General features: G+C 42.4%; 10 protein-coding genes and 1 riboswitch. Of the genes, 4 read left to right on the top strand and 6 right to left on the bottom strand.

Going from position 1 to position 12,148, the window contains the following annotated elements; genetic code table 11:
* Window positions 1–38: 38 nt before the first annotated feature.
* The 6 genes from EV695_RS02175 to EV695_RS02150 all read right to left on the bottom strand — a co-directional run bounded on the left by EV695_RS02175 (window position 39) and on the right by EV695_RS02150 (window position 5,715).
* Window positions 39–1,166 (bottom strand): hypothetical protein, encoded by a 1,128-nt coding sequence (locus EV695_RS02175; RefSeq protein ID WP_131904269.1) that lies wholly within the window; start codon window positions 1,164–1,166, stop codon window positions 39–41.
* Between the two features lie 114 nt (window positions 1,167–1,280).
* Window positions 1,281–1,751 (bottom strand): 2-thiouracil desulfurase family protein, encoded by a 471-nt coding sequence (locus EV695_RS02170; RefSeq protein ID WP_279388028.1) that lies wholly within the window; start codon window positions 1,749–1,751, stop codon window positions 1,281–1,283.
* 94 nt (window positions 1,752–1,845) lie between these two features.
* Window positions 1,846–2,454: a PqiC family protein gene (locus EV695_RS02165; protein ID WP_131904267.1), complete on the bottom strand. Its 609-nt coding sequence runs from the start codon at window positions 2,452–2,454 to the stop codon at window positions 1,846–1,848.
* Window positions 2,455–2,522: 68 nt separating this feature from the next.
* A complete protein-coding gene (locus EV695_RS02160) occupies window positions 2,523–4,358 on the bottom strand; it encodes a PqiB family protein (RefSeq protein WP_131904266.1) in 1,836 nt (611 codons plus the stop codon).
* A 2-nt stretch (window positions 4,359–4,360) separates the two neighbouring features.
* Complete coding sequence (locus EV695_RS02155; protein ID WP_131904265.1) at window positions 4,361–5,083, bottom strand: paraquat-inducible protein A; 723 nt, start codon at window positions 5,081–5,083, stop codon at window positions 4,361–4,363.
* Window positions 5,080–5,715: a paraquat-inducible protein A gene (locus EV695_RS02150; protein ID WP_131904264.1), complete on the bottom strand. Its 636-nt coding sequence runs from the start codon at window positions 5,713–5,715 to the stop codon at window positions 5,080–5,082. Before EV695_RS02150 ends, EV695_RS02155 begins: the two co-directional genes overlap by 4 nt.
* A gap of 117 nt (window positions 5,716–5,832) precedes the next feature.
* Here EV695_RS02150 and EV695_RS02145 point away from each other — a divergent pair, with 117 nt between their 5' ends.
* The 4 genes from EV695_RS02145 (at window position 5,833) to EV695_RS02130 (ending at window position 12,137) form a co-directional block, all read left to right on the top strand.
* Entirely contained in the window at window positions 5,833–7,602 is a 1,770-nt protein-coding gene (locus EV695_RS02145) for a chloride channel protein (protein ID WP_207906926.1), read from the top strand.
* Window positions 7,603–7,663: 61 nt separating this feature from the next.
* Window positions 7,664–7,970, top strand: a riboswitch (cobalamin riboswitch).
* Between the two features lie 72 nt (window positions 7,971–8,042).
* Entirely contained in the window at window positions 8,043–9,896 is a 1,854-nt protein-coding gene (locus EV695_RS02140) for a TonB-dependent receptor domain-containing protein (RefSeq protein ID WP_131904262.1), read from the top strand.
* Window positions 9,897–10,011: 115 nt separating this feature from the next.
* Window positions 10,012–10,593, top strand: coding sequence for a hypothetical protein (locus EV695_RS02135; protein WP_131904261.1), 582 nt, complete (start codon window positions 10,012–10,014; stop codon window positions 10,591–10,593).
* 59 nt (window positions 10,594–10,652) lie between these two features.
* Window positions 10,653–12,137, top strand: coding sequence for a cobyric acid synthase (locus EV695_RS02130; RefSeq protein WP_207906925.1), 1,485 nt, complete (start codon window positions 10,653–10,655; stop codon window positions 12,135–12,137).
* Window positions 12,138–12,148: the final 11 nt, after the last annotated feature.

Genomic DNA, 12,148 nt, shown 5'->3' with positions numbered 1-12,148 from the left:
AAAAACTGCCCCAAAGTAGGGGGGTGTAAAAACCATTTTTAAAATGGCAGTTTTATTTCTTCAACAGATCCCATGATCTTGATTGCCTCTTCAAGGTCAACCTCATCGGGGTTTTCGGTCGATTGTGACTTCAAACGATCATATAGTTCAGCCTGTTCCCATGTTTCATGTTTGCCATCAGTAGTTTGATGGTAGGCAGCCCAAGGTATGAATTTAGTTAACGGAAACAGCTGTCCCTTTTGTGGAGAAATATCCACATTCAAACCAGAAATAAATAATAAGCGTTTACCCTGATACTCTGGCTCCTGCACTACGCTACGAAAGGCATTATCGAATTCGACTTGGGTATTTACCTGGGCGGCTTTCAGTGCAGGCCACTTAGACGTAACGATATAAGGCATCGCATTAATCAGGTTATTTTCCAAATGGTCATTCGATTGTCTTCTGAAACTAAATGAGTCAGGGCTTAAATACTTACCAATTTCCATCGGTTTATTATTTGGGCAAAAGTCATTGCCAATAGATTCTATTAGCTGTGCGGATGCAGGAAAGACTTTGGACGTGCTGAGGCTTTTTATGGCATTAATTTGCCCAGATTCAGATTTTTCGATAAGTGTATCCAGTTTTAACATCAAGCCTTGTTCGCGTTCACTGTTCAAAAGTCGGTTGTCGATAGTGATGAGGTTTTCATCCCCTTCTTTTGACAATAAGATGTTGGTGCTGGCAAATTCAAACTCTTTAGAATACCAGTCTAATGATGCGCATACTTTTCCGCAGCTCGTAGATTCTTCATGGTTGTCGGTTTGAAGGCGACGATAGACCCCAAAGGTCCCTGATTCTGGATCATAGCCAACATGGCTGGCATGGATAATGACTAAATCTTTACCATGGTGGGCGTGTGGACCATGTCGGTCAGTAGAAATAACAGCGCCAACCTGACCATGATCAAACGGAAAAACACCAAAATTTTTCGCTATCAGAATAATTGGATACCCCTGACTTTCATCCGAACAAAAAGCGCGTGACGGCATGATTTTGCCAGGTGTAAAACCTAGAGATTTGGATAAGTTATAAGCCCGGGAAACAAACTGGTTATATCGCATAGCGACTTCTGACATTTTAAATGAAGCCAGAAGGCTTTTGCTGGTGTTTATTTCTCCGTACATATTCTGGTCCTGATGGTAATTATCTTTATTGATTTAATCGTGAATTATTTTCTAAAAAACTGCCTGTAAGTAGGGGGGTGACTATATGTAATAACTTGAAACCATTCGACTATTCTAATTATTTTGTAAATAGTAGTCGAGTTCATCTAACTGGTTTTGATTAAAGACCCGGATATTGTTTCTTTCTAATAAGGCGGTAGTCACGCCGATACCGAGAATTTTCTCATTGGTGAAGGTGCCATCAAAAATCATACTGCTACCACATGAGGGGCTTCTTTCTGTGAGTATTGCAACTTTGCAGTGAGTCGCTAAAGCAAGTTCTAATGCTTTGTTGGCGCCATCTATAAACGCTTTTGTAACATCTGACTGATCTATTTGTAGTACTTGTGCTTTCCCATCAAGGACTTTTTCAGCATCGCCAAATTGAATCTCAGCGGGCAGGCGCGGAACAGGTAATCCGCCAGCAACTTCTGGACAAATTGGGACTAAACGTTCCTCATCCCTCCATTTAGTCAATAGAGGGTGGTCCAACAGCAAATCTGAGCCATTGTAGCGAACCGGATTGCCGATGAGGCATGCACTGATTAAAATCTTTCCCTGTATGATGTATACATTCCTTTTAGGTGGCTCTTCTCCCTTGTGTCATTTTTTTAAAACCAATTTATTAATAATCAATGAACTAGGGTTGTTTGCGAATCTGCGCCACAATGTCGTGACTAAAACGATTGATGGCTTCGCTCTGGGCGTTTACATAAGCAGCATACCCTGAATTCTTAAGTGGGACTGTTATTAACGCACGTTTTACCAGTAATTCTTTATCATTTTTGATTAATCGCCAACGGGCATTAAGCGTAACGTCTCTTTGCGTTGGGCTATTTATATCACCGTCAAAGCTCTCGATATTGATACGCACCTGATAATCTGGTTTAAAGGTAGATTTCCACGGATATTGTTCTATGCGCTCGGTTTTGAGTAATATCGAAAGGTTATCGGTGATGGCTTTGTTAAGTTCTTCTTTGTAAGAACCACCCCATTGATGCTTTTCCGACATGATGATTTCAGACTTGTTCTTGCGGCTTACTATTTGTGGTCGATTAAGTAATCGCGGTATCTCAACTGGACCAATGCCAATGCTGATTTTGTTAGCCGTTACTGCTGAACTGGGTTTCATGGATGACAGCGAATAAAAGTGAGTGCCGCCCAGATTTGATGATGAAGGGGTACTGCTACAACCAGCAACAGCGCTCAAAATAAGAATAAAAACAGGTAAGGCTTTAATTTTAATCATGTTGTTTTACTTTTTTTGTAAGATATTTACTGCTTTTTTACTAGTATAAGCGACTCGCTATTTTCGGTTTATTTACCAAAAATAAGCGAATCAGGTTTGCGTTGAAGCGTATCAGCCAGAACAGAAAAAGACCTGGATGCTTCAGTTAATTCATTAATCAAAACCTGTAAGCGATGTTGCAATGCTGAATCTTCACTCAAGGTTGATTTTAAGCCTGCATCCAGCGTGTTACTGGTTCTATTGATGCTTTGCATGGTTTTAGCAGCGTTTTGCTCAAGCTTATTTCCGACATTGCTGAAGGTTTGTAAGGTATGCCCTGCGTCTTTTTGCAGCTTATCGGTTGCCGATGTAATCGTAACGACAGCCTTCTGTGCATCGAGCATTAATCGGTTGATAGATTCAGTGGTCTTTTTAGCACTCGCCAAAGTATTCACCAGTTCTTTAGAGAAGCCTTCTTTGTCTAACTGACTCGTAATTCGGTCTAGGTTCGCAGTGGTATTGGCAAGTCCATTGAGCGTCTTTTTGATGTCATCCGAATTGATCAAGGCTTTCACGCTAGATAGTGTATCGGTTAAAGCCTCTGATATTTCCGTAGCATCGAAATTCATCAACGTTGACTGTGCTGCGGTAGTGGGGAATCTTGATGCTTTTTTAATGCTGGTAGGCATCAGGGCAAATTCATTTCTCCCTTTTTCACCGGTTATCAATCTGCTGGGTGGAACATGAAGTGAAATATATTGTGAGCCTGTTAGTAAGCTGTCGACTACTAATTGTGCTTGAAGGCCTTCTTCGACGAGGCTTTGGAGTTTTTCTTCAGCTTCTTTTGCGTCTGCTTTGTTCGAAAATTTATCAATACGTAAAGAGACTTTTACTGCCGCCTTGATGTTGTCATTTGCGGCATCGTGCTGAAGTGATATTTTTTCGACTCTGCCGACTTTGACGCCGCTGTATTCAATGCTTGAATCTTCTGTGAGGCCATGTAGCGAATCATCAAAATACATCGTGTAAAACAGCTTATTATAAAGCTCGGTATTTTCCTGAGCGACTTTATAGGAATCATACAGCGTGAAAGCGTTCTCGCCACTAATCTCTTTGCTGACACCGTCTTTAGGTGTTTCGAAAGCGATGCCCCCAATAAGAAGGGAAGTCATCGATTCCATTCTGGTAGATATGCCAGTCGCTGTAATATCCACTTCTATACCGCTGGCATTCCAGAAGCGTGTATTGCTCTTGATTAGTTTGTCATACGGCTCATGCACGTAGATGAATACATCAATACTTTCGGTGTCTGAATTTAATCGGTAACTTGTGACTTCACCGACATTAATTTTGTTGTAATAAACAGGAGAGCCAATATCTAACGAGCCAAGATTTTCAGTACGCATTGCAATGCGTGTGCCGCTTGCATCATTTGTGATAAAGGGAGCGGTTGAAAGTCCTAGGTAATTATCTAATGGCTCACTTTTGGCGCCGGGATCAAGCCCGATATAAACACCTGATAATAGAGTATCGAGGCCGCTTACACCCTGAAGTGTAATGCGGGGTTTTTTAACCCAGAATCGTGTGTTGGTGCCAAGATTTTCAGCCATTTCAGGGTAAATTTCGGCTGTGACTCTTACCTTGTTAAGGTCTTCTGTTAAGCGGAGTCTTCTCACTTTGCCAACAACTACATCTTTATAGCGTATCGGTGTCTTCTTTTCTTCAATGCCAGCAGCTTCATCGAAGGTGATGTTAATTATGGTGCCACGTTCGCTGTAATATTTGTAAATTAACCAGCCTCCAATTAAGGCTGCAGTTAATGGAATGATCCATATTAAAGAAAAACGTGCTTTGGGATTTACTTGAGCGAAAGGAAGTTCGTCTGGATTGATTCCGTTGTCAAGGTTCGGTTCGGTGTGAGCCATTGTTATGGTTTTACCATCTGCTTATCATCTTCATTGCTTAATGCTGTTTTAGTATTCGCTGTATTATCCACGTTTGTTTCGGTTTCTAAAACATCCCATATCAAACGAGGGTCAAATGCGCGTGCTGCAAACATGGTTAAAATGACCACTGCTGCAAATGAGAGCGAGCCCAGGCCCGGCGTTACATTCGCACTGTTTCCAAATTGAACCAGTGAGACCAAAATCCCAATCACAAAGACATCAACCATCGACCACCTGCCGACAAACTCGGTAACGCGGTACAAAGCAGTTCTGTCCTGTGGCTTCCAGCGGGCTTTGGTCTGGACGCTGATCATTAGCAACATGAGTATAATTAACTTTAGAACGGGTATAAAGATACTTGCAACAAATATCAATAATGCCAAGGGCCACATGCCTCCATCCATTAAATGAATAACGCCACTGATAATGGTGTCTGGTTGGCCGTCACCCCACAGCGTAAAGGTCATTATGGGAAGTGTATTGGCAGGGATGTATAAAATGATCGCAGCGATCAATAATGCCCATGTTCGATTAATGCTATTGGGTTTGCGCGAGTGAATGGTTGATTTACAACAGGGGCAAATCAGTTCTGATTTTTTCAGGTTTGTGCCTTTAGGCACTTTGCTCAATGTACTGCAAAAGTGACAGGATATAAACCCGGCATCGCGTGCGGTGATGGCTTTCGCGGTGATGGCGGGTGTCATTGCGTTATGTCCCTTCTTAATTTACTCCAGACATCATGCGGGTTAAGCGAATGACTCAACATGGTTAATGATAATATCAACAAACAAAACGCATATAGGGAAGTGCCAAATATCACTTCAGCAACGTCACCGAGTTTTACCATGGCAACCAGCAATGCCAGCATGAAAATTTCCAGCATGCCCCAGGTGTCGGTACTTCTTAAAAAACGAAATAACGGTGCGGTATAATCGTTAAACGTATCCCTTTTTACCTGTATAAGTATAAAAATGGTGCCGAGTAAGGTGGTTGCGGGAAAAATGACGGTAGTAAACAGAACGACAATACTGAGTAAGGGCATATCAGCTTTAAACAGCGATATTGAAGTCGATATTAAGGTTTCATCCTGCGTAGTGCCGAGTGCTCGCAATGACAATAACGGAAACATATTCGATATTATGTAGAGAATTAATCCAGTGATCGCAAAAGCCAGACTTCTATCGACTGAGTTTTTCTGGTTTTTGAATAAGAATGCATTGCATCGAAGACAATTAGCCGTTTGCCCAACGCGTAATTGTGGTACTTTCTGCAATAAATCACAGTCGTGACAGGCAATCTGGGAGATATTTACCGATGTTTGATTTGACTGTTCCATGAGCGATATCTTGACAGATATTAATGTTAAAATCTTTAGAGATTAAGCCTTTATAATTATTCTAGTTTTTATATGCCGCCACTTCTACAAATTATAAAAAAGAAAAAATCTCAGTGGATGGAGTCCTTTCATTTTAGGCTGGCGCGTCCCGATGCTTTGCTGCAACTTGCATTACTTGGTCTCATTTCCGGATTAATTACCGGTGCCGTGATCGTGGTTTTTCGCTTGCTGGTAGAAGAGACTCAGGATTATTTATTGCCGGGTGATGGACCAGAAAATTACGAAGCATTAAGCGTTGGCTTGCGCTTGTTATTTCCCATAGTGAGTGGTTTGTTATTAGCGTTGTTGTTTTACAAGGCTTCAAATGGCCTTCGGGTATTAGGTGTGGCGCGCGTCATGGAACGCATGGCATATCATCAAGGGTATTTGACCGTTAGGGGTTTTATCCTGCAATTTGTGGGTGCAGCTATAGCTATCATCGGTGGTCATTCGGTAGGCCGCGAAGGTCCGCATATTTATCTTGGTGCAGCGTCGGGTAGTTTATTTGGGCAAAGTTTAAATCTACCGAATAATAGTATTCGAACATTGGTAGCCAGCGGTTCGGCGGCGGCAATAGCGGCTTCGTTTAATACGCCATTGGCAGGGGTGATTTTTGCCCTTGAAGTGATCATGATGGAATACACCTTGGTGAGTTTTATTCCGATTATGCTTGCGGCGGTCACTGCTACCGGGCTTTCAAACTTTATTCTGGGTAGCGAACCCGCATTTAGTATCCCTGATTTTAATTTCTCGTCTTTCGCTGAATTACCATTAATTATTTTATTGGGACTGCTGGTTGGCGCTGGGGCGACGTTTTATAATCATTTGATTGAGGTTATCTCCGTCAAAACCAAGCACATCGAAATCTGGTGGAAGGTGATTGCTGCTGGAGTATTTGTTGCGCTCATTGGTTTAGTATATCCGGAAGTGTTTGGTATTGGTTATGACACGGTCAATACCGCATTATTAGGTGGTTACACTGTCACTGTATTATTTGGTTTGTTCTTTGCCAAGTTATTGGCGACCAGCCTTTGTGTCGGTTTAGGTGTGCCTGGCGGCATGATTGGCCCTGCCTTTTTTATTGGGGCAGCACTCGGTGGGATGGTGGGATATTTAGCCTCTTACTTCTTTGGCTATGATGCATCTGATATCGGCTTTTATGCCATTCTAGGAATGGGAGCAATGGTTGGCGCTAGCTTGCAAGCGCCTTTGGCGGCACTCACCGCGATTATGGAGCTTACTTATAACCCCGGAATTATTATGCCGGGCATGCTTACCATCGTTATTGCCCAGCTCACTGCGAGCGAAGTGTTTAATAAACAATCACTGTTTATCAGCATGATGAGAAACAATGGTCTGGATTACGATATCAACCCCGTTTTGCAAGTGTTAAGGGGAATCGGTGTTGCCAGTGTGCTGGATAATAAATTTTCCAGAAGGTCTGCGTTGACCGATGCAGCAACCGCTAAAAAACTCATCACCACCGATGCCAATGTGAACTGGATACTCCTTAATAATGGCGATGGCGAATTGAAAACCTTGTTGCCGATCACTGAATTAGCCAAATACATTCAAACCCAGCAATCGGAAAAAGTAGGGGACGAAGCGCTCGAAACGACGGATATCGAAAACCTTGAAGAATTAGAAATCAATCTGTTTGAAATCCCCGCAAACCGTCTTCAACTCAGCCCAATATCCTTACAGGCTAACTTGCAGCAGGCGCATGAGAAGTTTGTGCAGGGCGCTGAAGCGCTGTATGTCGTGTTTAATGAGGAAGAGGCGGATAAAAACTCTCGAGTCTACGGAATAATCACAAAATCGATGGTAGAAGATTCATATAAGCTCTAATTTTAAGCTAAATCTTTCTGTTTCAAGGTCTTTCACTAGACACCCTGCATTAAACACACTATTCTTTCGCTCTGCTTTAGGTGTCCAGATGCATTAGCAAATGGATTAAACGGGAAGCTGGTGAATGATTTAGTTAGTGATTTTGCTACTTAAACATAATTCCAGAGCTGCCCCCGCAACGGTAATTGAATACAGAATCTTAAAGGCACCCCCCTACTTACGAGGCTTTTTGTAGGGATTGTTTTTTGATTCTAATTAGTCGTTTCATATCCACTGTGCAATTTTTATAGCGTGGGAAGGAGAAACGTATTAATCGGCATTCGCCACTATTCATAAGCCCGGAGACCGGCCTTAGCGAAAACGACAACGGGAAAGCGTTATGCTGATTCGTTGCTCACTTTTTAAACAGCACGGCGGGTGCTGAAACAATAGGTCATACAATGAAATACTCCCCTGTAGCTACAAAAGTAGCTCCTTTTTCTGTGCTTGCGATTATGCTTGCGTCGTTTCAATCTCCAGTTTTTGCAGATGAGTCTGACAACATTTCACTTAGTGATGATGGCAGTCTCGAATTAACCGTTACGGCAAATCGTCGTCCTGTAACTGCAAATAAAACCTTGGCTCCAGTTACTGTTATCACTCAAGAAGATATCAGTCTCCATCAGGATCTAAGCGTTGAGCAGGCGCTTACACGTGTACCAGGTTTGAATATTTCAAACACGGGTGGCTTAGGTAAGAACACCTCTGTTTTCTTACGTGGCACAAACTCAGGTCATGTATTGGTTTTGGTTGATGGCGTTCGACTAGGTTCTGCAACATTGGGTTCAACATCATTTCAACATATTCCAGTAGATCAAATCGATCGCATAGAAGTTGTTAGAGGCCCACGTTCTAGTCTTTACGGATCAGAAGCGATTGGTGGTGTTATTCAGATATTCACTAAAAAAGGTCAGAAGGGTTTTAGCCCATCGATTTCATTATCAGCAGGCAGCAACAGTACCTACAAAGGCAATGTAAATCTTTCCGGTGGTAACAACAAAACCACATACCAATTGAATGTTTCTAAAGAAGAAACAGATGGTATTGATGCATGTAACTCAACATCATCAGGCTGTTTCGCCGATGAGCCGGATAGAGATGGCTACGAAAGAGAGAGTGTTTCTCTGAATGTGGGGCATAAATTCTCAGACGCTGTAAAAGGTGGAGTAAGTATTTTAAGAGCGGAAGGTAGTACTGATTTTGATGGTGGTTTTCAGAATGAGTCTGACTTTGTACAAGAAGTTATTAGTGCAAACCTCAGTGCTGACGTAACAGATAAGCTGAACTTACGTTTTACCGTTGGTCAATCAAAAGATGAAAACGATAACTTTAAAGATGGCACATTCACCGGTGACTTCGCTACCAAGCAAAATACAGCCTCTTTAATCGCAAATTATGCTATCAACAATAATAACAACCTATTGTTGGGTACTGACTGGGTTGATGCAAAGGTAGATAGCAATACAGAATATGATGTTACTTCACGCGATAACACCGGCGTATTCGCTAGTTATGCAACACAACTGAATAAGACACATATCGATACGTCTTTACGTTACGACGATAACGAGCAGTTTGGTTCAGAAACCACAGGTGGCATCGCATTTGGTCAGGAATTAACCGATTCAATGCGCTTGAAGGCTTCATATGGGACTGCTTTTAAAGCACCTACATTTAATCAGCTTTATTATCCTGGTTTTGGTAGCACTGATTTGTTGCCTGAAAAAAGTGAAAACTATGAATTGGGTCTTGATGGTAAGTTCAGCAACGGTTCCTGGGAAGTTAACGTGTTCCAGAATGATATCGATAATTTAATCGCTGGTTTCCCTGTTAGTAATATTGATGAAGCGCGTATTCGTGGAATAGAAGCCGTTTTTGCAACAAAACTTGCGGGTTTTGATGTGGCTGCTAATGTGACTTTGCAAAAGCCAGAAAATCGCACTGGGGACAATAAAGGCAAAATACTAAGAAATCGTTCTGAGCAAATCTTAAATATCGATGTGGATCGTAAGTTTGGTAAATTCACTATTGGTGCAACTGTGCATGCCGAGTCTGAACGATACGCAAATGTGGATAATTCAGTAAAATTAGGCGGCTTTACAACGTTAGATCTTCGTACTAACTACGCAGTTTCTAAAGACTGGAGCGTAGGTGCAAAGATTGCTAATGCCCTAGACAAAGACTACTCTCTGGCTTCTGGTTATAACCAGGACGGCATAAACGGATTGGTCACTGTTAAATACGCACCTAAATAAGCGTCTCAAATTTGTTAGTTGATAACCTCTCTGCCTGATTTAATCAGGGCTTTTATAAGTACCAAAGAAAGCAGAGAGGTGTTGTATGTACAACCCTATTAAAGTGGAGTCCAACATGTCTGAATTTAAAGCGAGTTCCTTAACTAAAAACCAAACGTTTTTGATTGGTGGTTTGTTAATGCTGATTTTGATCACTACCCGCAGTCATTTTTTTCACCATATTCAAGATGCTTCCTGGGCAATTTTCTTTATCCTTGGTTTTTATCTGCGCTCTGCGATAGGTTTACCGATTTTTTTACTCGCTGCGTTTATTGTCGATCTGATTGTGATTGAATCAAAGGGCGGAGAAAGTTTCTGCTTTACCATATCATATCCATTCTTAGCGCCAGCTTATGGCTCTTTATGGTTGGCTGGGCGATGGTTCTCTAATCATTACAGCGAAAATCTACGTGGATTGCTTTACTTTATCGGTGCTGCAGTTGTTGGAATAACGGTCTGTAATATTATTTCGAGCGGCGGCTTCTACTTCTTCTCGGGTCGCTTTGCAGAAACAAGCATGGCTGAGTTTGCCGGTCGTATTGCCAGATTCTTACCGATGTTTATGAAGACAACCGTGATGTACCTGGCAATGGCTGCAGTCGTTCATTGGGCATTTATTCAAGCTAGCAAATTTAGTCAAGAAGCTCGTACTTCATAAGTCATTTTTGTACTTAATATTCTTATTCCGATATTAGAGTTTTAGAAGCTATCCCGAAAATGGCTAAACAAGAACTCACTGGTGCACTAATGGTGCAAGGCACAACCTCCGATGCTGGAAAGAGCATTCTGGTTGCTGGCTTGTGTCGAGTCTTTTATCGGCGTGGCATGTCTGTCGCGCCGTTTAAACCCCAAAACATGGCGCTAAATAGCGCGGTTACTCCCGATGGTGGCGAAATAGGGCGTGCCCAAGCACTACAGGCGCAAGCCGCTAATGTGCCACTTAGCGTGCATATGAATCCTGTGTTGTTAAAGCCGAATACCGATACGGGAGCGCAGGTTATCCTGCAAGGCCACTCGATTGGTAATCTGGAAGCGCTGGATTACCACGAATATAAGCCTAAAGCAGCGGAAGCTGTGTTTGACTCGTTCAATATGCTCAGTGAGCAATACCAACATATCCTTGTAGAAGGCGCAGGAAGCCCAGCAGAAATTAATCTGCGTAAAGGTGATATTGCTAATATGGGGTTTGCTCTGAAAGCTAATTGTCCTGTCATTATAATTGCGGATATTGATAAAGGTGGTGTGTTTGCACATTTGGTAGGCACATTAGAATTACTGAGTGAAGAAGAGCAAGCCTTGGTCAAAGGCTTTGTCATCAATCGTTTTCGTGGCGATATTGCTTTATTACAAGGCGGTCTGGATTGGCTAGAAGAAAAGACCGGTAAACCTGTTTTAGGCGTATTGCCTTATTTGCATGGTTTACATTTGGATGCGGAAGATGCCGTCCCCGAGAATGTAAAAGCTGACGATAATCAGCAATTTAAAATCATCATTCCGCGATTGCCGCATATCAGCAATCACACCGATTTTGAGCCGTTACGATTGCATCCCGAATTAGACGTTGAATATATTTCTCATCTAGAAACGATACCGCCCGCCGACTTAATTATTTTACCCGGCAGTAAAAATGTCGGTTTTGATCTGCAATGGCTAAAATCTCAAGGCTGGGAAGAAGCGATTAATAAACACCTACGATATGGCGGTAAGCTTATCGGTATTTGTGGTGGACTCCAGATGCTAGGCAAAACAATATCTGACCCACTGGGTATAGAGGGTGAAATCACTGACCACATAGGTCTGGCCTTGATGGATTTCCACACAACGCTTCAGGCAGAAAAACAACTGACAAACGTCGGTGGAAAACTCGCTTTTACTGACGCGCCAATTACAGGCTATGAAATCCACGCAGGTATTACGCACGGCAAGGCATTGGAAAATCCAGCAGTTTTACTGGATAGCAATCATGAGGATGCTAAGCCTGACGGCGCGATATCTACAGATGATCAAATCCTTTGTACCTATTTGCATGGATTTTTCGATACGCCGGATAGTCTGCAAGCAATACTGGATTGGGCGGGGGCTACAACCATCGAACAGTTCGACATCAATACTCAGCGAGAATCTCAATTAGAGCGTTTGGCAGATGCGATTGAAGACAGCTTAGCAATGGACGATATCATCAGCATCACGCAAAAACAGTGATATTCGCTGGT

Source organism: Cocleimonas flava (assembly GCF_004339015.1).
Lineage (GTDB): Bacteria > Pseudomonadota > Gammaproteobacteria > Thiotrichales > Thiotrichaceae > Cocleimonas > Cocleimonas flava.
The sequence above is the reverse complement of the archived record's forward strand: the minus strand, read 5'-3'. Positions and strand labels throughout refer to the sequence as shown.